27 protein-coding genes are annotated in these 25,228 nt (G+C 66.1%); 9 read left to right on the forward strand and 18 right to left on the reverse strand.

What is annotated here, in order from left to right; translation table 11 throughout:
• Nucleotides 1-70: 70 nt before the first annotated feature.
• Genes HL666_RS11790 through HL666_RS11800 form a run of 3 tightly spaced genes read right to left on the reverse strand, consistent with a single transcriptional unit; the run spans nt 71 to nt 3,618 of the window.
• Nucleotides 71-988 carry an ABC transporter permease gene (locus tag HL666_RS11790; RefSeq protein ID WP_172181533.1) on the reverse strand — a complete coding sequence of 306 codons (918 nt, stop codon included), beginning with the start codon at nt 986-988 and terminating at the stop codon, nt 71-73.
• Nucleotides 975-2,066, reverse strand: a complete 1,092-nt coding sequence (locus HL666_RS11795; protein WP_172112255.1) for an ABC transporter permease — start codon at nt 2,064-2,066, stop codon at nt 975-977. Before HL666_RS11795 ends, HL666_RS11790 begins: the two co-directional genes overlap by 14 nt.
• Nucleotides 2,050-3,618: an ABC transporter ATP-binding protein gene (locus tag HL666_RS11800; RefSeq protein ID WP_172112254.1), complete on the reverse strand. Its 1,569-nt coding sequence runs from the start codon at nt 3,616-3,618 to the stop codon at nt 2,050-2,052. Before HL666_RS11800 ends, HL666_RS11795 begins: the two co-directional genes overlap by 17 nt.
• Before the next feature lie 92 nt (nt 3,619-3,710).
• On the opposite strand from HL666_RS11800, the gene HL666_RS11805 reads away from it, so the two are divergent.
• Both HL666_RS11805 and HL666_RS11810 read left to right on the forward strand, forming a co-directional pair.
• On the forward strand, nt 3,711-4,028 hold the full coding sequence (locus HL666_RS11805) for a hypothetical protein (protein ID WP_172181535.1): 318 nt from the start codon (nt 3,711-3,713) through the stop codon (nt 4,026-4,028).
• A gap of 154 nt (nt 4,029-4,182) precedes the next feature.
• Complete coding sequence (locus tag HL666_RS11810; RefSeq protein WP_172181537.1) at nt 4,183-5,304, forward strand: hypothetical protein; 1,122 nt, start codon at nt 4,183-4,185, stop codon at nt 5,302-5,304.
• A 53-nt stretch (nt 5,305-5,357) separates the two neighbouring features.
• Here HL666_RS11810 and HL666_RS11815 read toward each other — a convergent pair whose 3' ends face one another.
• On the reverse strand, nt 5,358-5,909 hold the full coding sequence (locus tag HL666_RS11815) for a nucleoside deaminase (protein ID WP_172133457.1): 552 nt from the start codon (nt 5,907-5,909) through the stop codon (nt 5,358-5,360).
• A gap of 89 nt (nt 5,910-5,998) precedes the next feature.
• Between HL666_RS11815 and HL666_RS11820 the strand changes: the two genes are divergently transcribed.
• A complete protein-coding gene (locus tag HL666_RS11820; protein ID WP_172181778.1) occupies nt 5,999-6,961 on the forward strand; it encodes a cation diffusion facilitator family transporter in 963 nt (320 codons plus the stop codon).
• 39 nt (nt 6,962-7,000) lie between these two features.
• On the opposite strand, the gene HL666_RS11825 is transcribed toward HL666_RS11820, so the two are convergent.
• Genes HL666_RS11825 through HL666_RS11835 form a run of 3 tightly spaced genes read right to left on the reverse strand, consistent with a single transcriptional unit; the run spans nt 7,001 to nt 9,242 of the window.
• The gene (locus HL666_RS11825; RefSeq protein WP_172112251.1) at nt 7,001-7,240 is read right to left on the reverse strand and encodes a DUF378 domain-containing protein; all 240 of its coding nucleotides are present in this window, start codon (nt 7,238-7,240) and stop codon (nt 7,001-7,003) included.
• Between the two features lie 60 nt (nt 7,241-7,300).
• Complete coding sequence (locus tag HL666_RS11830) at nt 7,301-8,437, reverse strand: MFS transporter (RefSeq protein WP_172181539.1); 1,137 nt, start codon at nt 8,435-8,437, stop codon at nt 7,301-7,303.
• Between the two features lie 31 nt (nt 8,438-8,468).
• Nucleotides 8,469-9,242 carry a DeoR/GlpR family DNA-binding transcription regulator gene (locus tag HL666_RS11835; RefSeq protein ID WP_172181541.1) on the reverse strand — a complete coding sequence of 258 codons (774 nt, stop codon included), beginning with the start codon at nt 9,240-9,242 and terminating at the stop codon, nt 8,469-8,471.
• Between the two features lie 124 nt (nt 9,243-9,366).
• Here HL666_RS11835 and HL666_RS11840 point away from each other — a divergent pair, with 124 nt between their 5' ends.
• Nucleotides 9,367-10,296 (forward strand): 2-dehydro-3-deoxygalactonokinase, encoded by a 930-nt coding sequence (locus tag HL666_RS11840; protein ID WP_172181780.1) that lies wholly within the window; start codon nt 9,367-9,369, stop codon nt 10,294-10,296.
• Nucleotides 10,296-10,934 carry a 2-dehydro-3-deoxy-6-phosphogalactonate aldolase gene (locus HL666_RS11845; protein ID WP_172112247.1) on the forward strand — a complete coding sequence of 213 codons (639 nt, stop codon included), beginning with the start codon at nt 10,296-10,298 and terminating at the stop codon, nt 10,932-10,934. The genes HL666_RS11840 and HL666_RS11845 overlap by 1 nt, the downstream gene beginning before the upstream one ends.
• A 100-nt stretch (nt 10,935-11,034) precedes the next feature.
• Here HL666_RS11845 and HL666_RS11850 read toward each other — a convergent pair whose 3' ends face one another.
• Nucleotides 11,035-13,689: a flavin-containing monooxygenase gene (locus HL666_RS11850; RefSeq protein WP_172181543.1), complete on the reverse strand. Its 2,655-nt coding sequence runs from the start codon at nt 13,687-13,689 to the stop codon at nt 11,035-11,037.
• Nucleotides 13,690-13,978: 289 nt separating this feature from the next.
• Here HL666_RS11850 and serA point away from each other — a divergent pair, with 289 nt between their 5' ends.
• Nucleotides 13,979-15,226: a phosphoglycerate dehydrogenase gene (serA, locus tag HL666_RS11855; protein WP_172112245.1), complete on the forward strand. Its 1,248-nt coding sequence runs from the start codon at nt 13,979-13,981 to the stop codon at nt 15,224-15,226.
• Nucleotides 15,227-15,245: 19 nt separating this feature from the next.
• On the forward strand, nt 15,246-15,725 hold the full coding sequence (locus tag HL666_RS11860) for a TOBE domain-containing protein (protein ID WP_172181545.1): 480 nt from the start codon (nt 15,246-15,248) through the stop codon (nt 15,723-15,725).
• Here the strand turns inward: HL666_RS11860 and HL666_RS11865 are convergent.
• From HL666_RS11865 to HL666_RS11900, 8 genes are all read right to left on the reverse strand, one after another.
• Entirely contained in the window at nt 15,634-16,056 is a 423-nt protein-coding gene (locus HL666_RS11865) for a winged helix-turn-helix domain-containing protein (protein WP_172181547.1), read from the reverse strand. The two genes, HL666_RS11860 and HL666_RS11865, sit on opposite strands and share 92 nt — an antisense overlap.
• 36 nt (nt 16,057-16,092) lie before the next feature.
• Complete coding sequence (locus HL666_RS11870) at nt 16,093-16,644, reverse strand: DUF2478 domain-containing protein (RefSeq protein WP_172181549.1); 552 nt, start codon at nt 16,642-16,644, stop codon at nt 16,093-16,095.
• Between the two features lie 11 nt (nt 16,645-16,655).
• The gene (locus tag HL666_RS11875; protein WP_172133465.1) at nt 16,656-17,519 is read right to left on the reverse strand and encodes a xanthine dehydrogenase; all 864 of its coding nucleotides are present in this window, start codon (nt 17,517-17,519) and stop codon (nt 16,656-16,658) included.
• A 207-nt stretch (nt 17,520-17,726) separates the two neighbouring features.
• Nucleotides 17,727-18,821, reverse strand: a complete 1,095-nt coding sequence (modC, locus tag HL666_RS11880; RefSeq protein WP_172133466.1) for a molybdenum ABC transporter ATP-binding protein — start codon at nt 18,819-18,821, stop codon at nt 17,727-17,729.
• On the reverse strand, nt 18,818-19,507 hold the full coding sequence (modB, locus tag HL666_RS11885) for a molybdate ABC transporter permease subunit (RefSeq protein WP_172133467.1): 690 nt from the start codon (nt 19,505-19,507) through the stop codon (nt 18,818-18,820). Before modB ends, modC begins: the two co-directional genes overlap by 4 nt.
• Nucleotides 19,508-19,531: 24 nt before the next feature.
• On the reverse strand, nt 19,532-20,299 hold the full coding sequence (gene modA, locus HL666_RS11890) for a molybdate ABC transporter substrate-binding protein (protein ID WP_172181551.1): 768 nt from the start codon (nt 20,297-20,299) through the stop codon (nt 19,532-19,534).
• Between the two features lie 261 nt (nt 20,300-20,560).
• Nucleotides 20,561-22,141, reverse strand: coding sequence for an amidase family protein (locus HL666_RS11895; protein WP_172181553.1), 1,581 nt, complete (start codon nt 22,139-22,141; stop codon nt 20,561-20,563).
• 22 nt (nt 22,142-22,163) lie between these two features.
• Entirely contained in the window at nt 22,164-23,582 is a 1,419-nt protein-coding gene (locus HL666_RS11900; protein ID WP_172181555.1) for a M20 family metallopeptidase, read from the reverse strand.
• Between the two features lie 298 nt (nt 23,583-23,880).
• On the opposite strand from HL666_RS11900, the gene HL666_RS11905 reads away from it, so the two are divergent.
• Nucleotides 23,881-24,126, forward strand: coding sequence for a hypothetical protein (locus HL666_RS11905; protein WP_172112236.1), 246 nt, complete (start codon nt 23,881-23,883; stop codon nt 24,124-24,126).
• Between the two features lie 6 nt (nt 24,127-24,132).
• Here the strand turns inward: HL666_RS11905 and HL666_RS11910 are convergent, their stop codons facing one another.
• Together HL666_RS11910 and HL666_RS11915 are read right to left on the reverse strand one after the other, a co-directional pair.
• Nucleotides 24,133-24,321: a hypothetical protein gene (locus tag HL666_RS11910; protein ID WP_172112235.1), complete on the reverse strand. Its 189-nt coding sequence runs from the start codon at nt 24,319-24,321 to the stop codon at nt 24,133-24,135.
• A gap of 53 nt (nt 24,322-24,374) precedes the next feature.
• Nucleotides 24,375-24,530: a hypothetical protein gene (locus HL666_RS11915; protein ID WP_172112234.1), complete on the reverse strand. Its 156-nt coding sequence runs from the start codon at nt 24,528-24,530 to the stop codon at nt 24,375-24,377.
• A gap of 119 nt (nt 24,531-24,649) precedes the next feature.
• Here HL666_RS11915 and HL666_RS11920 point away from each other — a divergent pair, with 119 nt between their 5' ends.
• The gene (locus HL666_RS11920) at nt 24,650-25,228 is read left to right on the forward strand and encodes a cytochrome c oxidase subunit 3 family protein (RefSeq protein ID WP_172181557.1); all 579 of its coding nucleotides are present in this window, start codon (nt 24,650-24,652) and stop codon (nt 25,226-25,228) included.

Consider the following 25,228-nt stretch of genomic DNA (forward strand, 5'->3'; position numbering starts at 1 on the left):
CCAAACAGTGAGGGGAAAACCGGGTGATCCCGAGCGCCGCGCCCCATCGCAGGCGCTCTGGATGATGGCTTCAGCGGTCCGGTACGAATACGGTGCCCAGAGCCGCGGGTGCAGTCGAGCCGCCGGTGCGGGCGCGCGACAGCAGCACCAGCACGATGACGGTCGCAAGGTAAGGCAGCGCCGACATGACCTGCGAAGGAATGCCGACGCCGGCGCCTTGCGCATGCAGCTGCAGGATCGTCACCGCGCCGAACAGATAGGCGCCGATCACGAGACGGCCCGGTCGCCACGATGCGAACACGACGAGTGCCAGCGCGATCCAGCCGCGGCCTGCGGTCATGCCGGGAATGAAGAACGGCGTATAGGCCAGCGGCAGATAGGCGCCGGCGAGCCCGGCGCAGCCGCCTCCGAACAGCACGGCCAGCAGGCGGATGCGCAGCACGGGATAGCCGAGCGCGTGCGCGGAGACATGGTTGTCGCCGCAGGCGCGCAACACGAGGCCGGCGCGGGTGCGGTAGAGAAACCACCAGACGGCAATGATCAGGGCCAGCGACAGATAGACGAAGGCATCCTCGCCGAACAGGATGCGGCCGACCAGCGGGATGTCGCTGAGACCGGGAACGGAGAGTTTGGGTGCCGTGGTGATGCGCTCACCGACGAAGCGGGCGCCGATCAGGCCGGACAGGCCGATACCGAGGATGGTCAGCGCGAGGCCGGTTGCCACCTGATTGACGGCAAGTCCGAGGGTCATGAAGGCGAAGATCAGCGACATCAGCATGCCTGCGACGATGCCACAGAGCGCACCGACGACGATCGAGCCCGACATCCAGGCGCCTGCGAAGCCGCAGGCGGCGCCGACGATCATCATGCCCTCGACACCGAGGTTGAGCACGCCCGCGCGCTCGGTGACCAGCTCACCGGTGGCTGCGAGCAGCAGCGGCGTCGATGCGGCGAGCACCGACAGGATGATTGCTTCAACCAGCACCACTTTGCACCTGCCGCGAGGTGAAGACGAGCTTGAAACGATAGAGGATGAGGGAGTCGCAGGCGAGCACGTAGAACAGCAGGATGCCCTGAAAGACCTTGGTGACATCGAGCGGAATCTTCATCGTGATCTGGGCCTGCTCACCCCCAATGAAGGTCAGTGCAAGGAAAAGTCCTGCAATTAATATTCCAACCGGATTGAGCCGGCCGAGGAACGCCACGATGATCGCGGTGAAGCCGTAGCCCGGCGATATGCCCGGTTGCAGATGGCCGATGGGACCCGCGACCTCGATGATGCCAGCGAGTCCCGCCAAGGCGCCTGACACCGCGAAGGTTAGCAGGACAAGCTGATTGGCGTTGAATCCGCCGAATCGTGCGGCCCGCGGCGCGACACCGACGACGCGGATCTCGAAACCCTTGATGGTCCGGTCGAGCAGCACGAAGGCGCCGGCGACGACGACGAGCGCAATGATGCTGCCGAGATGAAGGCGCCCGCCTTCGATCAGGACCGGCACGGTCGCGACCGGATCGAACTCCGCCGTGGTCGGGAAGTTGAAGCCCGCCGGGTCACGCCACGGCCCGCGCACGAGATAGTCGAGCACGAGATCTGCGACATAGACGAGCATCAGGCTGGTGAGAATCTCGCTGGCGCCGAACTTGACCCGGCAGAGCGCCGGGATCAGCGCGTAGAGCGCGCCGGCAACGGCGCCCGCGACCAGCATCGCCGGCAGCACCCAGTGCCCGGCATCGGTGCCCTGCGTGTTCACCGCGATCCAGCTGCCGGCGACCGCGCCCATCAGGAACTGGCCCTCGGCCCCGATGTTCCAGGCATTGGCGAGGTAGCACAGCGACAGGCCGATCGCGATCATCACCAGCGGCGTCGCCTTCACCGCGATCTCCTGCAGCGAATAGCCGTCGGTCAGCGGCGCAATGAAATAGACGCCGAGCGCCATGATCGGATTCTTGCCGAGGACGGCGAACAGGATGCTCATGGTGATCAGCGTCAGCCCGATCGCGATCAACGGTGAGACCAGCGCGATGGTGCGCGAACGCTCGGCGCGTTTCTCAAGCACCAGCTGCATGCGGAGCCTCCTTCCGATCGAGATTGGCGCCGCCCATCAGCAGACCCAGTCTCTCACGCGTGGCCTCTGCGCGCGGCAGTGGCTCTGACAGATGCCCATGAAACATCACCGCGATCCGGTCGGAAATCTCGACCAGTTCGTCGAGGTCCTGGCTGGTGACGAGCACGGCGGCCCCCGCGCTGGCGAGATCGATCAGAGCCTGGCGGATGATCGCGGCGGCGCCGGCATCGACGCCCCAGGTCGGCTGGTTGACGACGAGGACCGCGGGCTTGCGCAGGATCTCGCGTCCGACGACGAATTTCTGCAGATTGCCCCCGGACAGGCTCGCAGCCTCGGGGTCGCGCTTGGCCTTGCGAACGTCGAACGTCTCGGTTGTCAGGTCGACCGTGCGCAGGGTCGCCGCTGCATCGATGAAGCCGTGCCGGACCATGGCGCTGGCGGCGTGCCCTGTCAGCAAGGCGTTCTCGGACAATCGCATGCGCGGCGCGGTGCCATGCCCGAGCCGCTCCTCCGGCACGAAGGCTGCGCCCATCTTGCGGCGCTCCGTGATCGAGCGGTTGCCGCAGGCCAGGCCGTCGAGGATGATCGTGCCGGGCTCCTTGACGAGGCGTTCACCGGACAGGGCGGCGAAGAGCTCGTCCTGGCCGTTGCCCGCGACGCCGGCAATGCCGAGAATCTCGCCGCCCTTCAGCTCGAAGGAGATATTCTGCAGGCGGACACCGTGCAATTCGGCCGGCGCAAGTGTGAGATCGTTGACCACCAGCCGCGGCACGGTCGTGCGCCGCTCGGCCGGGGGCATCACTTCCTTGATCTCCGTGCCGACCATCATGCGGGCCAGCGAGGCTGCGGTCTCGCGCTTCGGATTGCAGGTCGCGACCTTCTTGCCGCCACGCAGGATGGTGGCGGTGTCGCACAGCCGCTTCACCTCATCCAGCTTGTGGCTGATATAGAGGATGGCCCGGCCCTCGGCTTTCAGGCGCTCGAGCACCACGAACAGCTGATCGGCCTCCTGCGGGGTCAGCACCGCGGTCGGCTCGTCGAGGATAAGGAATTTCGGGTTCTGCATCAGGGCGCGCACGATTTCGATGCGCTGCCGTTCGCCGACGGACAATTGCCAGACCTCGCGCTTCGGATCGAGCGGCAGGCCGTAATCGCGCGCAACGTCGGCGAGCCGGGCGGTGATGGCCTTCAAAGGCTCCTTGCCGTCGAGCCCAAGAGCGACATTCTCGGCCACAGTGAGGTTGTCGAACAGCGAGAAGTGCTGGAACACCATGCCAATGCCCAGGGATCGCGCCTCCGCGGGGCCGGACAGTCTGATGGGCGCGCCCTGCCAGCGCAGCTCACCCGCGCTCGGTTGCACCAGCCCGTAGATGGTCTTGACCAGGGTCGACTTGCCGGCGCCGTTCTCGCCCAGCAGCGCGTGAATCTCGCGCGGGACGACCTCGAGGTCGATCTTGTCGTTGGCGAGGAAGTCGCCATAGCGCTTGGTCAATCCGATCGTCTGCAGGAGCGGATGCGTGGTGTTCGGATCGGCCGGCGCGGGGTCAGGCATCGGGGTCATGGGCAAGGAATGGAACTGCCTTAATTGTGAGCTAATTCGTGGCGGCGCGTAAGAGGCGAAAAGCGCCAATCTGTGCCCAACGCTTGCTCAGCGAAATGTCGCGCGCTGCTGAGGATTGCCGTGCGATCCCGGTTGCAGGACGGTTGCACTGCAATTTCCTGATCTCCACTCACATGTGGCAGTTCTGCGACAGTCCGCCGGAAATCCTCGGGCCGCAGCAGCATGCCCGTTGGATGAGCAGCGTCATGTCATCCTCGCCCGGGATGGTGTTCTCGCGGCTCGCGTGCTCGCGAAACACGCTCGAGATCGAAATCCGGCGTTCGGAAAAACTTCAGCAATGTGAAGCGGCAAGATCGCCTGCTGCGCCGGTGCCGCCCGCGGCCAATCGTCCCATGTTTTGAGACTGCTGCGCCACCGCAGCTCGGGCAATGCGGCCGAACCTTGATCAAACCGCGAGCAAGGCCTGGAGAAAGTTGAGGCTTCTCGCCCCGAGGCAACGGCGCAACTGTGCATGCAAGTCGGGGAATCGGTGCTTGTTAATTGGGGGTGATTGAGATGTCGTTCTACAAAACCATCGCGGCTGCCATCGCACTCGGCGCGGCAGCGCTTACGTCGGTCGGCTCCGCCGGCGCGGCTGATCTGCCTGCCAAGGCGATCGCGAAGAAGGCTCCGGCCGAGGTGCCGTTCTTCCTCGTCGTCGACAATCGCGTCAGCTACTCCTACATCTTCAACGCGGTTCAGCCGGGCGCGTGGAGCGTGAAGCCCAACGGCGGCTTCGACCCGCACACGGCCAAGCAGGTCTACTCGTTCACCCATTTCGACGTCTGGGGCTACGGCACCAACTTCTTCACGATCTCGCTGTTCAAGTCGGACCACAATGATCCGGCCGGGCCGTGCACGCAGACCGGCGGCATCGTGTCACCCAATGCTGGCTTTGCTTTCACGCCGGCCAGCTGCGCCGGTGCGACCGAGATCTATGGTCTGTTCCGCTCGACCTTCGGCTGGAACCAGATCTTCAACACCAAGGCCTTTACCATGGGCCCGCTGCAGAACATCTCGTTCGAGGTGGGCATGGATGCCAACACCGAGAACCGCTATTTCGGCGCTGCCAAGCGTGACGTGGTCGCCGGTCTGCAATTCGCGTTCAACCTGCCCTACAAGGGCTATTTCAACGTCGCTCCGTTGATGTACTGGGAGTTCGCCAACCACAACTCGTTCTCGCAGTGCGGTGCCGGATGGTCGAACCCTTGCATCGCCGATGGCAACACCTCGTTCAAGCCGACCTGGGCGGTCGAGACCAACTACTACATGGATCTCGGCTTCCTGCCTGAGAACATGCAGTTCTTCTCGATCTCGGGCCGTGCCGGCTGGTACGGCAAGAAGGGCACCGACACCGAGCCGCTCCCGGCTAGCGTCGCGAACGGCGTCTATCCGACCAAGATCGAATTCAACTCCGAGCCGATCCGTCTGACCTTCGATGCGTCGAAGGCGATGTGGGGGGAGAAGCACAGCCACATGATCGACGTCTGGGTGGCCTATCGCTACTGGCAGAACAAATTCGGCCTGGACCACAACAACGCGGTCGGCTGCTCCGTGGCTGGTGCCGGCGGTACCCGCGTGAGCACCGGGGCGTGCACCGAATCCTCGCTGTATTCGGGCGTGACGGTGAAGTTCTAAGGGAGCACCGGTCGCACGGGCGCTGCAGCTTCGGCTGCGGCGCCCGTTGCTGTTCATTTGTCCCAGACTCCGACATGCAACGCGGCGGCCTCGTCCTCCAGTAGCGGACCGATGACCTCGGTCGGGCGCTGGCCACCTGCGAACACGTCGCGGCAGGGCAGGTCCAAGGTCGGGTTTTCCGGATGGTTGCCGGTGAAGCGGCGCAGCTGCCCTTCGCTGAGGCCGTAGACGACGCGGCCGATGCCGGCCCAGTAGATGGCACCCGCGCACATCGCACACGGTTCGGCCGACGAATACAGCGTCGCCATCGCCCTGATCTCCGGAGCAATCGTCATGCAGGCCTGCGTCGCGACCAATCGCTCTGCATGCGCCGTGGCATCGCGTGCCGGCATGTAGCCATTCTCGGCCTCGATCAGCACGTGGCCGTCGGTGCCGACGAGGATGGCGCCAAAGGGATGATTGCCGTGCGCCATCGAGCGGAGCGCGACAGCGAAGCTGCGGCGCAGGAATTGCGCGTCACGCGCATCTGGGTCGGCGACATCGCTCTCGTCTGAGGGGCTCGTGCCGCTCACCGTGATCTCCACTGCTCCTTTGCTCTTGCGCATTCTGAGCTCTTCGGGTCTGCCCCGCAAGGGAACCGATGCGCTCAGCCGGCGTTGCCCGGCGCACCGAGGAGAGAGAAATGGCGGGGTCGATGGCGGCGAGCACGGATTCCAGGATTGCCGTCTACGCCGCCCTCGTCGGAAATCTGCTGGTCGCCTGCACCAAGATCGCAGCGGCGGTCTGGACAGGCAGTTCGGCGATGATGAGCGAGGCGATCCACTCGATCGTCGACACTTTCAATGAGCTTCTGCTTCTCTACGGCATGCATCGTGCGACGCGGCCGCCTGACCGCCGGCATCCGCTGGGTTACGGTCGTGAGCTGTACTTCTGGAGCTTCATCGTCGCGCTACTGCTGTTTGCGCTGGGCGCTGGCGTGTCGCTGTATGAAGGCGTTGCGCATCTGATGCATCCGCTGCCCATCGAAGATCCGACCGTGAATTACATCGTGCTTGGCCTGTCTTTCATGTTCGAAGCCGGCTCCTGGTGGGTCGCGGTCCGACGCTTCCGCGCAGCCGCCCCGGAGCTCAGTTATGTCGAGGCGTTCCGGCGCAGCAAGGATCCGCCGGCGTTCATGGTCGTGTTCGAGGACACTGCCGCGCTGGTTGGCATCCTGATCGCTGCTGCCGCCACGGCAGCTGCGGTCGCATTCGACGAGCCGTTGTGGGACGGCATCGGCTCGATCCTGATCGGGCTCCTGCTCGCGGTGACCTCGATGGTGCTCGCGCGGGAGAGCAAGAGCCTCCTCATCGGCGAGCCTGCGGACCCGGAGCTCGACCGTTCGGTTCTCGAGATCGCGCGGGGATCAAGCGGAGTCCGTGCCGCCAATGGCCTGCTCACGGTGCAGCTGTCGCCGCAGCAGGTCGTGGTCGCGCTGAGCCTCGAATTTGCCGACGATCTGCGCGCTGACGACATCGAGCGTGCGGTCGTTGCGATCGAGGCCGAGCTGCGCGCCCGCCATCCGATGATCGTGACGCTGTTCGTCAAGCCGCAGACCGGCGCTCGCTATCAGCAAATCCGCGAACGCCGGCTGCAGGGTGGCGCGGCCCCTGCCTAGGCTTCCAGTCCGTCGCCGGTGATGCGGCATCAAAGCGCCTCAGCGATAGACGACATCGCTTCGTGCAGAGGAGAGCCGCACAAGCATGCCGATCTGGTAGATCGCCGAAAGCGCGACCAGAACGTAGACGATGCGGGAGATCGGCGAGGATGTCGCGGTCTCGGCCGCGCCGTTGCCGAAGATGGCGGTAACGAGATCGAAGTCGAACAGGCCGACGAGGCCCCAATTCAATCCTCCGACGATGACGAGAACGAGCGTGATGATGTTGAGTGCGCGCATGAATCTGCTCCTTGACCGCGGCGTGTGAGGCGGGTCAAAGCGGCACCGGGCGGCTCGTTCCTATCGCGGCGACCTCGCCACCAGCGGCGCGCTCGCCAGCACGATCACGAGCAGCGCGGCAAGGATCCAGAATGCGGTCGGCAGGCTGGTGGCGGCAGCGACGAAGCCGATTCCGGCAGGCCCGAGCAGCACGCCGGAATAGCCGGCCGTCGTTACGGCGGCGACAGCCAGGCCGAGCGGCATCGCAGTCTGTGCGCCGGCTCTCCGGAACAGCACCGGCACGAGGTTGGAGGCTCCGAGTCCGATGAGGGCGAAGCCTGTCATGGCGGCGAGAATCGAGGGAACGGCGAGCAGGAACGCAAAGCCGGCGATCGCGATGGCGCTGCCCCATAGCAAGGTGGCGCGATCGCCGATCCGCGCCACGACGGCATCGCCGACGAGGCGGCCGGCGGTCATTGCGATCGAGAACATGATGTAGCCCAGTCCGGCCTGAGCAGCGGGCAGGCGGCCGGAGCTGGTGAGCAGCAGGGCGCTCCAATCGAGCATCGCGCCTTCGACCAGGAACATGATCGCCGCGAGGGCGGCGAGCAGCAGCACCGCGCCATGCGGTAGCACGAGCATGGGCCCGGACTGCTCCGGCTTGCTCGCCAGCAGCCGTGGGGCCGCGACGATCATTGCAGCCAAAGCGAGCGCGCAGCACACCAGCGTGCCGAGCAGCGGCGCGACGTCGAGCGCAAGCAGGGCGGTCATCACGCCGGAGCCCGCAAAGCCGCCGATGCTGAACTGGGCGTGGAAGCCGGACATCAGCGGTCGCTCGCTGTGCCGCTCGACCTCGATCGCCTGGATGTTCACGGCCACGTCGAGCGAGCCGAGCGCGGCACCGAAGACCAGTAGCGCGAGCGCGAGCGTGACCGGCGTCGCGGCAACCGTCAGCGGGGGCAGCAGCATGCTGAGAGCGAGGCCGCTGACGATCACCACCGGCTTACTGCCATAGCGGGCGCTCAGAAGACCGGCCGCGAGCATCGACGCAACCGACCCGACCCCGAGCGAGAGCAGCAGCAGCCCCAGCGTCGCGTCATCGACGCCGAGCCGTTGCTTGGCGAACGGCACCAGCGGCGCCCAGCAGGCAATGCCGAAGCCAGCGACGAAGAAGGCGAGGCGTGTCGCAATCCGCGACGCGCGATGGTCGAAGGTCATGTGAGAAATTCCTGATACTCTGAAAGCGCCGTCATTCCGGCGGGGCAGCCGTCGCGATGATGGCTCCTGCCCGTCGGAGCAACGCGAGCCGGGCCGCAGGCGCATCGTGTTCGACGGTGATCTGGCTGATCGACTTGGCGCTGGCGATTCGATGAGGCGCGCGTGTTTCGAGCTTCTCGTTCGTGACCATTGCGACACTGATGCGGCTCAACGACAGCAGCGTCCGCTTGAAGGCTGCGTCCGTGGGATCGACCGCGCTGATGCCGCCCTGCGCCGAGACGGCACAGGCGCCGATGAAGCAGCGGTCGATGTTGAAGCGCTGCACTTGGATGAGGGCGTCCGTGTCGACGCAGCCGCCGACCGCGGCGTGAACGGAGCCTCCGATCACGATCAGGCGCAGATCCTGCCGGTGCAGCACGGCTGCAGCGATGTCGATTCCGTTGGTGGCGATGGTGAGATCGAAGTCATCGGGCAGACGTTCGACCAGCGCAAGATTGGTGCTGCCGCTGTCGAGGAAGAGAAACTCCCCGCGCGCGATGCTGCGGGCAGCGGTCCTGGCGAGCGCCAGCTTGCGCTCCCGATCTTGGCCGATCCGCGCCGCCATCGGAATGACGCCGCCGGCCATGGGCAACGCGCCGCCATACACCCGGCGGCAGCGTCCTTCGGCGGCAAGCGCCCGCAGATCGCGCCGGATCGCATCCTCCGAGACGCCGAATTCAGTCGCGAGGGCCGCGGCGATGACGGCCTGCCCTGCGGAGAGGCGGCCGGCGATTTGGTCGCGGCGGGCCAGCGGAAGCTCTGACATGCGGCTTCCGTATCATGCATAAACAAGAGAAACAACGTGCATAAACGTGCACGATCAGTTTATTGTTTCCGCGGACCGCCGGGCATGCCATTGCGGAGCGGATCGAACTGTCCGGGAGCAGGATGTGACCACGACCGCTTCGTCAGCAACGCCGGCCTTTGTCGCCGTCGACTGGGGAACTTCCAGCTTTCGCGCCTGGCTCATGGCCGCCGACGGAACGGAGCTTGCCGAGACTCGTGGCAGCGAAGGCATGCTGCATTGTGCGACGTCGGGCTTCGCGCCGGTTCTGCATGATCATCTCGGCAAGCTCCGTGCACCGGCCGAACTGCCCGTGCTGATCTGCGGAATGGCCGGGGCACGGCAGGGCTGGATCGAGGCGCCGTATCTGCACACCCCGACACGGCTCGACGCCCTCCACGCCGGTGCCATCCGCGTCGAGACGGAGGGCGATGTCAGAATCCTGCCCGGACTGGCTCAGGCGCGTGCCGATCGGCCCGACGTCATGCGCGGCGAGGAGACTCAGTTGCTCGGCGTCACCGAGCCGGACTTTTCCGGCACCGTCTGCATTCCCGGTACCCACAGCAAATGGATCCGAATCGAGTCCGGCGCCGTGGTCGGATTCGCCACCTACATGACCGGCGAGCTGTTCGCCGTGATCTCGCAGCACAGCATCCTGATGCATGCGGTGGAGCCGAATGCCAGCTCGGAGGGCGGAGCCGCGTTCCGGGCGGGGCTCGAAACGGCGTTAGCGGCCCCGACGAGCTTGACCAACGCACTGTTCCGGGTCCGTGCTGCCCAGCTCCTTGGATTCGAGCAGCGTGCCGAGGGTGCGGCTCGCTTGTCCGGCCTTCTGATCGGCAGCGAAATCGTGGACGCCCACGCGCGCTTCGGCGCGGCTTACCCGGTCCGGCTGATCGGAGCGGGTCGACTCGGCCGCCTCTATCGTGAGGCCCTCGCCGCAAGTGGCTTCGATGTGAGTGAATGCGATGCCGAGCAGGCGTCGCGCCGCGGCCTGATCAAGGCGGCGCGGCAGATCTGGGGAGCGCGTTTCTGATGACACAGTCGGTTGCCTGGCCGCCCGTCAAGCGGTCGCTCGTTGCGATCCTGCGCGGCATCAAACCCGACGAGGCCGAAGCGATCGCCGAGGTCCTGATCGAAGCCGGCTTCGAGATGATCGAGGTTCCGCTCAACTCGCCGGACCCCTTCGTGTCGATCTCCCGCCTGGCCGCGCGGTTCGGTAATGATTGCCTGATCGGGGCCGGGACCGTCGTCAATGCGCCGGATTGCGTGCGCGTCGCCGAGGCCGGCGGGCGCCTGATGGTCAGCCCCAACGTCGATGCCGAAGTGCTGGCGACGGCGCAAGCCTATGACATGGTGACCATGCCCGGCGTGCTCACGCCGACCGAAGCGTTCCTGGCGTTGCGCTGCGGCGCTTCGGCCCTGAAGTATTTTCCGGCATCCGTGCTTGGCCCGTCCGGAATTTCGGCACAGCTGGCCGTGCTGCCGAAGGGCGTCGTGGTCGGCGCCGTCGGCGGTGTGTCGGACAAGAACCTTGCGTCCTACGTGGCAGCCGGCGTGCGCGCCTTCGGCCTCGGATCGAGCCTGTACAAGCCGGGCATGACGGCGAGCGACGTGCGCGAGACAGCGTTGGCCTCGGTGAACGCCTATGACGCGGCAGTGGCCCTGTATTAGCTGCGCCCGCCGCGAACTGCGTCCGTCCGCCGCAATCTCACCATCGCGGCCCGCAGATTTGCGGGCCGTTCCCCTATCGATCGGCCGCGGCCGCCGCCGGTCAGCTTGCCGCGGCGTTGATCTCCGGCGCGCTGCTTTCTTCCCCCGACTGCGTGAACGCCTGTAGCGCTTCGGCCATCTGCACGCGGCCCCCGACGCCTGTGATGACGACATCCACCATCGTGAGCGACGAATGGAAATGGCCGCGGGCCTTGAGCTGTCCGACCGGCACGCCGGCCGCCGCAAGCGCTTCCGCATAGGCGACGCCCTCGTCGCGCAGCGGATCGAATTCGCAGGTGACGATATAGGCCGGCGGCAGACCCTGCAGCTTGCCACGCAGAGGCGAGACGCGCGGATCGGTGCGGTCGGCCGGCGAGCAGTAAATGTCCCAGAACCAGTACATCAGTCCGCGGGTCAGGAAGTAGCCGGCCGCATTCTCGGTGTAGGACGGCCGATCGAAGCTGCAATCGGTGACGGGACACACCAGAAGCTGGCCGCCGATGACGGGACCGCCGCGGTCACGCGCCAGCTGGCAGGTGACGGCGGCGATATTGCCGCCAGCGCTCCAGCCGGCGACCAGCACCGGGCCATCGCGGCCGCCGAGCTCCGCAGCATGCTCGGCGATCCAGCGCGTCGCCGCGTAGCCGTCCTCGGCTGCAGCAGGAAAGCGATGCTCCGGCGCATGGCGATAGCCGACGCTGACGAAGATCATGTTGGAGCGGCGGCACATGTCGCGGCAGAACGGATCATCCGACTGCTCGTCGCCGAGCACCCAGCCGCCGCCGTGGAAGTAAACGACGATCGGATGTGGCCCGGGGGTCGCCGGACGATACAGCCGGTAGGCGAGGGGGCCCTCGGTGCCTTCCAGCGTGCCGTCCTTCACCTCGCCGACGGGACGTCCGGGCGGCCTTGCCACATTGAACTGCGTCACGAATTCGCGGGCTCCCGTCGCGCCCATCGATTCGATCGGCGGGAGGTTCATCTCGGCGAGCATGTTCAGCACCAGCCGGACATCCGGCTGCAGCTTCACGATCTCGCCATCGTTGCACTGGGTCGCACCGTTCGGGCCGGTCAGCCTGAAGCCGAGCATGCCGCGGCTGACGATCTCGTTGCAGATGCCGCGATAGGGGCCGACGCCACCGGTGTAAGGCATCAAGGTCTGCGGCTTGCCCGGCACGTTGGCGCCCGTGTACCAGGTGTTGGCGAGCCGGTGCAGCGTCACCGTCGAGCAATCCGCCATGTGGCGCATCCAGCCGGCCTGCGCCGTCTCGGTCGGCTCGATGGTCGTGAAGCCCGAGTCGCGCATTTCCGCGAGGCGATCGACCACGAAGTCGACATGCTGCTCGATCGATACCGCCATGTTCGACAGCACCGACGGGCTGCCCGGGCCGGTGATCAGGAACAAATTGGGGAAGCCGGCGACGGTGAGGCCGAGATAGGTCTCCGGGCCATCAGCCCAGCTGTCGTCGAGCGACTTGCCGCCGCGCCCCTTGATCGGATGCACGGCGCGGATCGCGCCGGTCATGGCGTCGAAGCCGGTCGCAAACACGATGACGTCGATGTCGAAGCTGCGCTTGTCGGTTGTGATGCCGTTGGCCGTGATCGAGGTGATCGGCTCTTTGCGCAGGTTGACCAGGGTGACGTTCGGACGGTTGAACGTCGCGTAGTAGTTGGTGTCGAGACATGGACGCTTCGCGCCGAACGGATGGTCATGCGGCGTGAGCGCCTCGGCCGTCTCGGGATCCTTGACGATCTCGCGGATCTTCTCGCGGATGAGATCAGCGAGCAGCGCGTTGCCGTCGGCATCCACACCCTGGTCGGCCCACAGCTGGGTCAGCATGCCGACGAGATCGCCGGAGGCCCACAGCTTCTCGAAGCGCTCGCGGCGCTCGGCCTCGCTCATCGCCCAGCTGAACTCGGTGGCCGGGGGGATCGGCACGCCGGTGAGCGACCAGCGCGCCTGCTCGCGCAGGCCGTTGCGATCCTTCGCCAGCTGGGCGGCGCGGTCCGCCGGCAACGGCCCGTTGTGAGCCGGAAGCGCGAAGTTCGGGGTGCGCTGGAACACCGTCAGCTGCGAGGCCTGCTCGGCAATGATCGGGATCGACTGGATGCCGGACGAGCCGGTGCCGATTACCGCAACGCGCTTGCCGCGGAGGTCGACGCCGTCATGCGGCCAGCGGCTGGTGAAGTAGATCTCGCCCCTGAAGTCGTGCACGCCGTCGATCTCCGGCGGCTTCGGCTGCGACAGGCAGCCGGTCGCCATGATGTAATGGCGGCAGGAGACGGCAGGGCCGTTGTCGGTGGTGAGCAGCCAGCGCTCCCTGGCCTCATCCCACGAGGCGCCGAGGACGCGGGTGCCGAAGCGGATGTCGCGACGGAGATCATAGCGATCGGCCACGAAGCCGAGATAGCGCAGGATCTCCGGCTGGGTGGCGTATTTCTCCGACCACTGCCAGGCGGTCTCGAGCTCGGGATCGAAGGTGTAGCTGTAGTCGACGGTCTGGATATCGCAGCGCGCGCCAGGATAGCGGTTCCAGTACCAGGTGCCGCCGACATCGTTGGCCGTGTCCAACGCTACGGTCGAGAAGCCCGCCTTGCGCAGCCGATGCAGCAGATACAACCCCGCAAATCCAGCGCCGACGACGGCGACGTCGACCGTCTGGGCTTCGCCGTGAGTCGCCTCCTGCGCGCGTGCCTCGACCATTCCGTCTGACATGCTGACCTCCCGATGATTTTGTGATTGCCGGAAAGGCTAGCTCTGCTCGCGGGGTTTGTCAGCACACAAAACAACGATCTGCGGTTGTTGCGGCGCAAGAGGCCGGGTGAATCCGGTATGCTAGGCGCTGATTTTGCATTGCCGCTGAAAATGCCGCTGCGGAGTGGACAAGGCTCTGAGAAAGCGACAGAAAGCGAACCTGCCGCGCCGCATTCACCAAGTTTCAACGCGTCGCGACTGTAACAACCGCTACACTACGCCACACCCACGATTGATTCAGGCCAGGCCCATGCCGCTCTCGCTGCCCAAGCAAAAGATCCGTGTTCTGCTCCTCGAGGGCGTGAACGACTCGGCTGTCCGCATGTTCGAGGCGAACGGTTATACGGAAGTCGAACGGCTGCCCAAGGCGCTCGGCTCGGCGGAGCTGAAGCGGATGCTGTCCGGCGTGCACATGCTCGGCATTCGCTCACGGACGCATTTGACCGAGGAAGTGCTGCAGGCGGCGGACCGGCTGATGGCCGTCGGCTGCTTCTCGGTCGGCACCAATCAGGTCGATCTCGACGCGGCTCGGCGGCTCGGCATTCCCGTCTTCAACGCGCCCTATTCGAACACGCGCAGCGTCGCCGAGCTGACCATCGCCGAAGTCGTGATGCTGATGCGGCGGATCTTCCCGCGCTCGGTGTCGGCGCATGCCGGCGGGTGGGACAAGTCGGCCAATGGCAGCCGCGAGGTGCGCGGCAAGACGCTCGGCATCGTCGGCTACGGCAACATCGGGTCGCAACTGTCGAATCTCGCCGAAACCATGGGGATGCGGGTGATCTTCTTCGATCTCACCGACAAGCTGCGGCATGGCAACACCGAGCCGGTCGAGAGCCTCGAAGAGCTCCTGGCGATGAGCGACGTCGTCTCGCTTCACGTGCCGGAGACGCCGGCGACGGCGAACATGATCGGTGAGCGCCAGATCCGTCACATGAAGGACGGGGCTTATCTGATCAACAATTCGCGCGGCACGGTGGTCGACATCGAGGCGCTGGCCAGCGCGCTGCGTGACGGCAAGCTCGCCGGCGCTGCGGTGGACGTGTTTCCGGTCGAGCCGGCGTCGAATGCCGATCCGTTCGTGTCGCCGCTGCAGGGCCTGCCCAACGTGATCCTGACCCCGCATGTCGGCGGCTCCACCGAGGAGGCGCAGGACCGCATCGGCGGGGAGGTCGCGCGCAAGCTGATCGATTATTCCGACGTCGGCTCGACCTTCGGCGCCGTGAACTTTCCGCAGGTGCAATTGCCGGCGCGCCCGACGGGCACGCGCTTCATTCACGTCCATCGCAACGTGCCCGGCGTGCTGCGCCAGGTCAACGAGGCGGTCGCGCGGCACAACATCAACATCCTTGCGCAATATCTGCAGACCGATCCGGAGGTCGGCTACGTCGTGCTCGAGACCGACGTGGTCGGCGGCGAGGGCGAGGAGCTGCTGTCGGAGCTCCGCGCGGTGGAAGGCACCATCCGCGTGCGCGTGCTGTACGACCACGACCGGCCGTGAGCGCGGAGAGCTGACGCCGATGAGCGCTCAGTCCACATCCTCGCCGGACTCAGCCGTCGTGCTCAGCACCACCGTTCCGGCGCGGGTGCTGCGGCATGATCCGCAATATGGCATGTCGACGTTGTTCTTCGCCGACGGCGAGCTGCGCGTGCCGATGGTCGATGCCGCTGTCGACGCCGGCGTGTCCGTGACCATCGAGGCCCGCGACGTGTCGATCGCGCTGTCGCGGCCGATGGATGTGTCGATCACCAACCGGCTGCCCGGCCGGATCGAGGAGATCCTGCCGCTCGATCCGCCCTATGTGCGCGTCACGTTCGATCTCGGTGCGACGAAGCTGCACGCCTTGGTCACGCTGGAGTCCGTCGAGCGGCTGGCGCTGGAGCCGGATTTGTCGGCCTGGGCGATGATCAAGAGCGTTGCGATCGGACCCGGCGCGGTTCGGCCTTCGGAGCTGCCTCGGCCGCGCCGCTGGCCCGCTTCTGATAGCGGGGATCCGTAGCCTTCTGCAACTCGGCGAGCGCCGCAGCGGTGGCCGTGCGGGTGCGTCGCTCCATCGAGCGATACAGCGCGATCAGCCGCTCGCCGAACGGCGTGATCTCGGCCCCGCCGCCCCGCCGTCCCGGATGAGTCTCGAACACCGGCGTTTCGAAGGTGCGGTTGAGCGCATCGACCATCAGCCAGCACTTGCGATAGGAGATGCCGCTTGCGCGCGCCGCGCCCAGGATCGAACGCTCCTTGCGGATGAACTCGATCAACTGCAGATCCTCGGGCGACAGGCTGCCGCCATTGCTGAAGGTGATGATCAGTTCGATCTGCGCTGCGCGCTTCATGTCCGTCCGATCTGGCGTCACATGACTCTGATCATGTCATACGCATGCCCGCGATGTCATGACCCGACGAGACCAGTCCGTCAACCAGGCGGCGCGCCGCGCGATTTCGGCTGGCACGTACTCAGCCAACCCGCCGGTATAATTTTGCCACTCACCCATCATCGCCGGCGAAACCGCGGTGATGACCGGAAGTCCGGCGGAGATCGCCGAGCCGAATGCGTCGGCGAGGCCGCTGCCCGCCGCTTCCTGTTTGCCGAACTTGCTGAGGATGACGACGTCGGTACCGCGCGCGATCGATTGCTCGACCGCGGCGCAGGCAAGCACGAGGCCTTCCGGATCGAGGTGGCAGGCCTGCGATCCCGGGCCGAGATCCTGCGAGATCGAGAACACGCTGCCATCGTCGAGGCTGCGCAGCATCATGGCCTTGCACGGCCTCGTCTTGTCGACGCTGCTCTCGATCACGCCGGAGACGCGCAGCCCCATGCCTGCGAGCCGCTTGGCAAGCTCGTCGAGCAGATCCTGGATCACACTGGACGCGGCGCCCTGCAGCGCCACGATCTGACGCGTCCCGACCTCAGCGACATCCATGGCAGTCCTCCTCACACATTGGCGGAGACGCGGCCCGCTTTCCGACCGGTTTGCATGATCTCGTGGACGGCTGAGACGACGCTCGCTGCGATCGACCGCCCGCGGTCGTCCATGCCGGTCCAGGCGGCGTGGCGGCCGCGTGGATCGATCTCCAGCAGCTTGACGTTGGCCGGCACGCGCAAACCGTCGCGCGCGATGCCGCGCAGCGCGCCATCGAGCGGCGCCAGCACCGGCGCGCCGCCGAGCGAGCCGAGCTGCAGTCCCTTGTAGACGCGGGTGCCGATGTCGAGCGGCGTATGCCAGACGGCGTCCTGGTCGGAATAGACGAAGCGCTCGCGGCCGGCGCCGCCGAGCGCGCGCGCCTTGCCGTCCGCGTCGCGCGTGGTGCCGCGCGCCACGATCGCGCCTGTCTCGCAAGGATGCGTCTCGATCGCGATGTCGCAATTGTGCCCGACCGCAAAGCGTGGCCCGATGCCGACCGCGATGCCGGCGACGCCGCGCAGATCGGGCGTGGCCAGATGCTTCTGCATCCGCGCGTCGACGATGACCGCGGGATAGCGGAACGCGATGATGTCGGTGAGATGCATCCCGGTGACGGCGACCTGGTCGGGCTCGCGATGAATGCGCACGACGTCCGCGATGCCCTCGGCCCGGCAGCCGATCACGCCGTCGATGTCGCACGCCTCACCGTAGAGGACGTCGTGAAACGCCATTCCGCGTCGGATCACCGGCGGAAAGGCGTCATGGCAGAGAACGAGCGCGAAGCGTACCTGGCTGAGCTTTGCCGCGATCGCCGAGGCGATCTCGTTGGTGCCCAGCACCAGCGCGAGCGGCTTGGGCGCGTTCGGATGCCAGGTGACGGCGGCGGCTTTCATGCGGATGACCTCGTGTTGCGAGATCGAATGAGCAAGCCGCGGGCCAGATTGTCATGCGCCGATCAACTTGTTCATTGCATTGAGGAAAAGCAAACGGGCATCGGCTCGTCTGCTTCTTAGCTATATTGTTTAGGATATAACATTGAATGCTGTATTGTCGCTTATACAACACGGCACGATGGTGCGGAGGGTGGTGGCGTGTGCCGATCAGGCGACGGGCTCTTCGCGCCGAACCAGTGCGACGCCCTTGACCTGGGCGTAGACGGCAAGCCCCGCCCGCAGGCCGAGCTCGTTCCACGAGCGTTGGGTGACCCGCGACAGCAACCGCGCACCCTGGCCGTCCTCGCCGAGGCCGAGCAGGGCGGTGACGCGGTGGTCCGACTGGCTGCGGATTTCCAGGATCTTCGCGCGCAGCACGTTGACGATGGTGCTGCGGCTCGGCGTTTCCACGGCGAGGCTGACGTCATCGGCCAGCACGCGCAGGCGGCGGCGCGTTCCGGATGCAAGCGGCTCGGCCGGCAGCACGAAATGCCCGCCCGGCACCGCAAGCGTCACCATGCCGTCGATGGCGTCGTGCTTCAGAACGGTGGCATCGAGACTCACCGCAGCATCGCGCGAGAGCGCGAGCGGCAGTGTCAGGTCGGCCTGGAGCACGGACAGCGGGCCCGAAGCCAGGACGCTGCCGTTGCGCATCAGCACCAGCTGATCGGCGAGTCGCTCGACCTCGGCGATATCGTGGCTGATGTAGAGGATCGGCAGGTCGAGCGCGGCGTGGAGCCGCTCCAGATAGGGCAGGATCTCGTCCTTGGTCATCTGGTCGAGCGCCGACAGCGGCTCGTCCATCAGCAGCAGCTTGGGCTGGCTGAGCAGAGCGCGGCCGATCGCCACGCGCTGCCGCTCGCCGCCGGACAGATGGCGCGGCGAGCGCTCCAGCAGCTTGGCAATGCCCAGCAGCGACACGACCTCATCGAAGCCGATGGCGGTGGGGCCGGTCGGGCCGGGATGCCCGTACATCAGATTGCGGCGGACGGAGAAGTGCGGAAACAGATTGGCTTCCTGAAAGACGTAGCCGATCGGGCGCTTGTGCACTGGGCGGAAGGTCTTCTCGTCCTGCCAGACGTCACCGGCCACCGAGCATCGTCCGTCCAGGCGGTTGAGGCCGGCGATGCTGCGCATGACGGCGGTCTTGCCGCAGCCGGATGGGCCGAAGATTGCGGTGACGCCGCGCGCCGGTACCTCGAACCGTGCGTTCAGCTCGAAGCGCCCGAGCGTACCGTGGAAGTCGACCTTCACGGTGCTCATGACGCGCGTCGCGTCATCTTCTTCTCGATCAGCATCATTGTCAGAATGACGCCGAACGAGAACACGACCATGCCGAGCGCCAGCACCGAGGCTTCGGTCCATTGCGAGGTCTCGACGTAGTCGTAGATCGCGACCGACAGCACCTTCGTCCTGCCGGGAATGTTGCCGCCGATCATCAGCACGACGCCGAACTCGCCGACGGTGTGGGCAAAGCCGAGGATCGCGCCGGTGAGGAAGCCGGGGCTCGCCAGCGGGACGGCGATCGTCCAGAACGCGCGCCATGGCGACGCCCGCAGCGTGGCGGCTGCTTCCAGGGGCTTCTCGCCCATCGCTTCGAAGGCGTTGCGGATCGGCTGCACGACAAACGGCATCGAGAACAGCACCGAGCCGATCACGAGGCCCGGAAAAGTGAAGGCCAGGGTGCGCGCGCCCCACAAGGAAGCGAGCGCCCCGCCCGGACCGCTCGGGCCGAGCGCGACCAGCAGGTAGAAGCCGAGCACGGTCGGCGGAAGCACCAGCGGAATCGCCACCAGCGCTGCGACCGCCTCCTTCCACCACGCCTGCGACCGCGCCAGCCACCATGCGATCGGTGTTCCCAAGATCATCAGAATGACGGTCGTGATCGCCGCCAATTCGAGGGTCAGGCTGACCGGTTGCCAGATGTCGGCTGGGACGTGGAGGTTCATTCCTGGAGGTTCGTCGATAAGGGCTCAGCTGCCGGATTTCGGATCCAGAGCATAGCCGAACTTCTCGATGACCGCACGGGCTTCCGGAGTCCTAAGAAAGGTCAGGAACGCGGTCGCCGCCTCGTTGCCGGCGGATGACTTCAACAGCACGGCATCCTGACGGATCTCGCTGTAGAGGGTCTGCGGCACCAGCCAGCGCGAGCCGCCCGCATTCGGCATCAGCTGCGACAGCGCGACGAAGCCGACCTCGGCATTGCCGGTATCGACGAACTGGAACGCCTGCGAGATCGTGTTGCCCTGGACGATCTTGGGCTGGATCGTCTCATAGAGCTTGAGCGCCTTCAGCGTCTCGATCGCGGCGGCGCCATAGGGCGCGGCCGTGGGATTGGCGATCGACAGCTTGTTGAACGCGTTCGCCTTCAGCGTTTCCTCGCCTTTCACCGCGTTCGGGTCCTTGCTCCACAGCACGAGCTTGCCGATCGCATAGGTGAAGCGGCTCTCGGCGACGCCGAGGCCCTCGTCGACAAGCTTCTTCGGCCGTTCGTCGTCGGCGGAGAGCAGGATCGCGAACGGCGCGTTCTCCTTGATCTGGGTGTAGAACTGCCCGGACGAGCCGAAGCTCAGCACCAGCTCGTGGCCCGTCTTGGCCTTGAACAGGCCCGCGATCTCCTTGGCCGGCTCGGTGAAATTGGCGGCGACGGCGATGTTGGCGCTGCCGGCAAAGGCGTTCGCGCCGGTCAAGAGGGCAACGACGGCGCAGAGGGCGGCGGTAGCGAAGCGCATCGATCTCATCACAATTGTCCCTTTGTATTCACCGAACCGGGGTCGTGTCGGTGAATTGCAAGTCCCGTTCCGTCGCACCGGGCGGATCCGATGCCATGCTATATCCATTCGTATATATCAGAATAGACAGCTCGGCCGGTTCCCGTCAACACGAGGGCTGCCTCGTGCCGGCGCGATGCGCGTCAATGTTCGGGTTTCGACAATGGATGCGGGCGCCGTGTCGCAAACACGACCGGCCCGGGGATCACGATCCCCGGGCCCTTGGCAGGACTAGGCCATCCGGTCCCAGAGCTGCCGCACCAGCATGCCCGCGCGCTTCTCGATTGCCGCAGCGGCATCGAGGGCGAGGTCCTCGCGATAGCGGCCGGCGATCAGCTGCACGCCGATCGGCTGGCCATTGTCGACCGTGACCGGCACCACTGCGCCGGGCAGACCGAGCACGTTGATCGCCGAGATGAAGCGGATCTCGTTGAAGAAGATCTCGCGCACGCGCTCCGGGCTGACGGTGTCGTCGCGCGGACCGGGCGTCGGCTTCACCGTGGTCGGTGCCAGGACCACCGGATAATCCTCGAAGAACATCTGCCAGGCCCGGATATGAGTCGAGCGTTGCGCCGTCGCATTCATCCATCCTGCGAGGTCGAGGATCTCGGCCTTGGCCCGCATTCCGCCCCACGCCTTGTGGAAGTCCTCCGAGGTGACGGCAAGCATCTTGGCTTCCTGCATCACCACCACCTCGGTGGTGATGACGTCGCACCAGGTCTGCCAGACACCAGAGATGTCGGGGACCTCGACCTCGCTGACCCGGTAGCCGGACCGCTCCAGATGATCCGCGGCCTGCCGGAGCGCGGCCTGCACCGACGGATCGACGTCCATGTCATCAGGGATCTTGGCGAGCGCGACCTTGATCGGCCGCTTGGGCTTCTCGCCCTCGAGCGGGGCCGGCACCCACCACGGATCGCGCGGATCGCGCCGGCTCATCACGTCGAGCGCCAGTCTCACATCGGCGACGCTGCGCGCCAGCGGACCCTGCGACGACATCAGATGCGACAGCATCGGCCGCTCGGACGCGGCGCTCTCGTTGTAGGCCGGGATGCGGCCCTGCGTCGGCTTGATCGTGACCACGCCGTTGCAATGCGCCGGCCAGCGTAGCGAGCCACCGATGTCGTTGCCATGCGCGATGGTGCCGATGCCGGCGGCGACCGCAGCTCCGGCGCCGCCCGAGGAGCCGCCGCAGGTGATCTCTGGATCCCACGGATTGAGCGTCAGGCCATGCAGCGGATTGTCGGTGAAGCCGCGGAACGAGAATTCCGGCGTGTTGGTGAGGCCGAGCACGATCGCGCCGGCCTTCTTGAGGTTGCGCACGACCGGCGCATCCGACGGCGCAATGATGCCCATCTGCGCCGGAACGCCGTTCGGATTTGGCCGCCCCTCGTAGTCGACGTTCTCCTTGATCGTGACCGGCACGCCGTGCAGCAGGCCGCTCTTGTCGCGCGCCTTGTCGGCCGCACGCGCAGCCTTCAGGGCGTCTTCCGACAGATCCACGACGACCGCATTGAGCCTCGGGTTGACCTCGTGCATCCGCGCGATGTGCGCCTCGGTCACCTCGACCGAGGAGACGGCCCCGGATCGGATCGCGGCGACGGTGTCGACCGCCGACCACTGCCAGACCGGCCCCTTCGGCAGCCGCGGCTTCGGCGCGGCGGCCTTCGCCGGCGGCTTGGGTGGTGTCTTGGCCTTGGTTGTGGTCTTGGCCTTGGCCGCAGGCTTCGTCTTGGTCGCGGCGCGCGCGGCCGCGCGTTTCGGCGCCGGCCGGACGGTCTTCGCCGCCGGCTTCTTTGCTGTCTTTGCCATGCTATTCCCCCCAGTTCTGGCTTCAGGCCACCGACATCGTCAGCGGCGGCTCGACATCGGCAGGCAGCGGGCTGACATAGGGCGTGCGCGTCGTCCGCTTCGTGAGATCGGCCTTGGCGGCGGCGATCAGAGCGGGCTCATTGAGCGCCTTGATGCCGAGCCCGGCCATCGCCTTGGCGGCCTGCACCATCGCCTTGTGGGCGGCCGGCGTCTTGCCTTGCGCGACCACCTGCCAGGTGTGGAACGGCGTACCGATCGCCACCGTCGGCGCATGCACCTGCACGGTCGGCACCACCCAGCTGACGTCGCCGACATCGGTCGAGCCGATCTGCGGATTGCGCTTCGTGTTGAGCGGCACGAGGAAGTCGGCCAGCGGCTTGTCGGCCGGTTCCATGCCGATGCTGTAATAGACCGACTCGATGTCCTTGTCGGTCAAGGTCGCCTGGATCTGCCCGGCGAAGTCGCGGTCGCTGTCGTCGAAATGCGGCGGCCCGAGCTCCTGCATGACCTCGTACAGCGCCTCTTCGAGCGGCGTGTTCGGCAGGATGTTGGAGACCGCGGAGATGATCTTCATCTCGACCTTGGTCTCGGTCATCATCGCCGCGCCCTGCGCGATCTTGTGGACGCGCCCGACCAACTCGTTCATGCCGGGCAGGTCACGGGCGCGAATCGAATAGCGCACGCGCGCATGTGCCTGCACGACGTTGGGAGCGATGCCGCCGGTGTCGAGCAGCGCGTAGTGCACGCGAGCGTCGCTCGGCATGTGCTCGCGCATGTAGTTGACGCCGACATTCATCAGCTCCACCGCGTCGAGCGCGCTGCGGCCGAGATGCGGCGAGGCTGCCGCATGCGAGGTGCGCCCGGTGAAGATGAAGTCCGCCCGCGTATTGGCGAGCGATGGCGTCATTACCACCTCCCAGAAGCTCGACGGATGCCAGGTGATGGCAATGTCGGCATCCTCGAACGCGCCCGAGCGCACCATGAACGCCTTCGCCGCTCCACCTTCCTCGGCGGGGCAGCCATAATAACGGACGCGGCCCGGAACCTTGTTGGCCGCCAGCCAGTCCTTCACCGCGGTGGCCGCGAGCAGCGCGGCGGAGCCGAGCAGATTGTGGCCGCAGCCGTGCCCATGGCCTCCGGTCTCGACCGGACGGTGCTCGGCGACTCCCGCCTCCTGGCTGAGCCCGGGCAGGGCGTCGTATTCGCCCATGAAGGCGATGACCGGACCGCCTTCGCCCCATTCGCCCATCAGCGCGGTCGGAATGCCCGCCACCTTTTCGGTGATGCGAAAACCCTGGTGCTTCAGCTCGGCGAGATGTTCGGCAGACGAGCGGGCCTCGGTGTAGCAGACCTCGGGCATGCTCCACACCCGGTCGCTGAGCTCAATGAAACGGGTCTTGATCGCGTCGACGCCGCGCCAGATCTCGCTGCGGTTGTCCATCTCCGGTCTTGTCCTCTTTAGCCGATACGAAGCAGGTATGGTTATCAGCTAAGTTCCCGGACGCCTAGCGATCCACCGCGAGAGCAGCCATGCGGCACGCGCCAACGCGCGGACGAGCGCGTCATCCCATGAGCAGATGATGCTGCGATTGGATGCAGCGCGATGCTTTCGGCAGCGCAGCGTGACGACGCCGGGGCGCGGCGTTCCCACATTTCGGAACTGCCGCTGTGCGCCGTTACCGCAACCGTCCAGGAACGATCGTGGTCGCTTCCTGTTCTCGTGACAGGAGTCGACCGCCATGCGTGCAGGACCGATCGCCATTATCGTCGCATTGCTACTGATTCTCGCAGCCGCCAGCGTATTCGCCTATCAGGGAATGACCCTGCCCGGCGATCCGATGCCGACCGAGGGCTGGATCGCACTCACGCTCGGCGTGGTGTTTTCGCTCATCGTGGGGATCGGGCTGATGGTTCTGTTGTTCTACAGCAGCCGCAAGGGATACGACGAGCCATCACAGTTCGGGGCTGATGATCATCGCGACTGAGACCGCTCAAGCCGGATGCGGCGGATGCTGTGTCCGCGGATGCCGGTCGTGAAGCAGCTTGGCGAGTTCGTGCCTCAGATCGTCGTGACCGCGCATCGCCGTCTCGAACAGCGCTTCCTGGATGTCGCGCGGCATGTCGCCCCAGACGCCGATGGCGGCGTTGCCGAGCAGCTCTGCGAACCGGTTGTCGTCCATGCGGCACCTCCGGACGATCTGACGCCCGAGGCCGGCAAAGGTTCCAGGCCAGGTTATTGGGTGGTGAACAGGACAACCGCAATCGCAACGGAGAGCGCGATCGCGGACACGGTCCCCGTGGTCGACAACACGCCCATGCGCCGCAGCGCTGCTGCAAACACGATGATGATCGGGGTGGCGGTGACGAGGCCGAACTGCGCTTCGGTCATGGACGTGCTCCTGATGGCGCCGATCCCGTAGCGCGTCCCGGCGCCGCGCTGTTTGTGCGCCGACAAAGAGCATGTCTGCTGCCCCGATTAGCTTCGCCGACATCTGATCGGAGATGACCGTGTCGGCACTCGCATATGAACCGGAAACGACGGAGCGCTGGGGCCTGCTCGACGGGCTGCCGGGCGACCCCATGATGTGGGTCCTGATCCTCAGCGAGCTTGTTGCCTTCGGCCTGCTGCTCGGCGCCTTCGTCGTGGCGCGAACGGTCAATCCAGTCGTGTTTGCAGCCGGGCAGGCCATGCTGGACGGCCCTCTCGCGGCATTGAACACGGTCGTGCTGGTCACGAGCGGGTGGGCTGCGGCGCGCGGGGCGGCCGCCGCCAGAGGCGCGTCACCCGCTGTCGCACGGCGCTGGATCGCGCTGGCGATCCTGCTCGGCGCGGCCTTCATTGCCGTCAAGCTGACCGAGTATGGCAGGGAGATTGCCGCCGGCGCAGGCCTGGAGACGTCGCCGTTCTTCACGCTCTATTTTCTGCTCACGGGCTTCCATCTGCTTCACGTCGTGCTCGGGATGGTCATCCTCGGAATCGTCGGTCGTCATTCCGCGCCCACCAGCGTCGAGACCGGGACGGCGTTCTGGCACATGGTCGACCTGGTCTGGATCGTGATGTTCCCGATCCTCTATCTGGTGGGATGA

Source organism: Bradyrhizobium aeschynomenes, from assembly GCF_013178945.1.
GTDB lineage: Bacteria > Pseudomonadota > Alphaproteobacteria > Rhizobiales > Xanthobacteraceae > Bradyrhizobium > Bradyrhizobium aeschynomenes.

Bases quoted from the DNA above. Each gene is read 5' to 3' on its own strand.
- HL666_RS11795 (WP_172112255.1), bottom strand. From the start codon at position 2,066: ATGCAGCTGGTGCTTGAGAAACGCGCCGAGCGTTCGCGCACCATCGCG.
- HL666_RS11800 (WP_172112254.1), bottom strand. From the start codon at position 3,618: ATGCCTGACCCCGCGCCGGCCGATCCGAACACCACGCATCCGCTCCTG.
- HL666_RS11810 (WP_172181537.1), top strand. From the start codon at position 4,183: ATGTCGTTCTACAAAACCATCGCGGCTGCCATCGCACTCGGCGCGGCA.
- HL666_RS11815 (WP_172133457.1), bottom strand. From the start codon at position 5,909: ATGCGCAAGAGCAAAGGAGCAGTGGAGATCACGGTGAGCGGCACGAGC.
- HL666_RS11820 (WP_172181778.1), top strand. From the start codon at position 5,999: ATGGCGGCGAGCACGGATTCCAGGATTGCCGTCTACGCCGCCCTCGTC.
- HL666_RS11825 (WP_172112251.1), bottom strand. From the start codon at position 7,240: ATGCGCGCACTCAACATCATCACGCTCGTTCTCGTCATCGTCGGAGGA.
- HL666_RS11830 (WP_172181539.1), bottom strand. From the start codon at position 8,437: ATGACCTTCGACCATCGCGCGTCGCGGATTGCGACACGCCTCGCCTTC.
- HL666_RS11835 (WP_172181541.1), bottom strand. From the start codon at position 9,242: ATGTCAGAGCTTCCGCTGGCCCGCCGCGACCAAATCGCCGGCCGCCTC.
- HL666_RS11845 (WP_172112247.1), top strand. From the start codon at position 10,296: ATGACACAGTCGGTTGCCTGGCCGCCCGTCAAGCGGTCGCTCGTTGCG.
- HL666_RS11850 (WP_172181543.1), bottom strand. From the start codon at position 13,689: ATGTCAGACGGAATGGTCGAGGCACGCGCGCAGGAGGCGACTCACGGC.
- serA (WP_172112245.1), top strand. From the start codon at position 13,979: ATGCCGCTCTCGCTGCCCAAGCAAAAGATCCGTGTTCTGCTCCTCGAG.
- HL666_RS11860 (WP_172181545.1), top strand. From the start codon at position 15,246: ATGAGCGCTCAGTCCACATCCTCGCCGGACTCAGCCGTCGTGCTCAGC.
- HL666_RS11865 (WP_172181547.1), bottom strand. From the start codon at position 16,056: ATGAAGCGCGCAGCGCAGATCGAACTGATCATCACCTTCAGCAATGGC.
- HL666_RS11870 (WP_172181549.1), bottom strand. From the start codon at position 16,644: ATGGATGTCGCTGAGGTCGGGACGCGTCAGATCGTGGCGCTGCAGGGC.
- HL666_RS11875 (WP_172133465.1), bottom strand. From the start codon at position 17,519: ATGAAAGCCGCCGCCGTCACCTGGCATCCGAACGCGCCCAAGCCGCTC.
- modC (WP_172133466.1), bottom strand. From the start codon at position 18,821: ATGAGCACCGTGAAGGTCGACTTCCACGGTACGCTCGGGCGCTTCGAG.
- modB (WP_172133467.1), bottom strand. From the start codon at position 19,507: ATGAACCTCCACGTCCCAGCCGACATCTGGCAACCGGTCAGCCTGACC.
- modA (WP_172181551.1), bottom strand. From the start codon at position 20,299: ATGAGATCGATGCGCTTCGCTACCGCCGCCCTCTGCGCCGTCGTTGCC.
- HL666_RS11895 (WP_172181553.1), bottom strand. From the start codon at position 22,141: ATGGCAAAGACAGCAAAGAAGCCGGCGGCGAAGACCGTCCGGCCGGCG.
- HL666_RS11900 (WP_172181555.1), bottom strand. From the start codon at position 23,582: ATGGACAACCGCAGCGAGATCTGGCGCGGCGTCGACGCGATCAAGACC.
- HL666_RS11905 (WP_172112236.1), top strand. From the start codon at position 23,881: ATGCGTGCAGGACCGATCGCCATTATCGTCGCATTGCTACTGATTCTC.
- HL666_RS11910 (WP_172112235.1), bottom strand. From the start codon at position 24,321: ATGGACGACAACCGGTTCGCAGAGCTGCTCGGCAACGCCGCCATCGGC.
- HL666_RS11915 (WP_172112234.1), bottom strand. From the start codon at position 24,530: ATGACCGAAGCGCAGTTCGGCCTCGTCACCGCCACCCCGATCATCATC.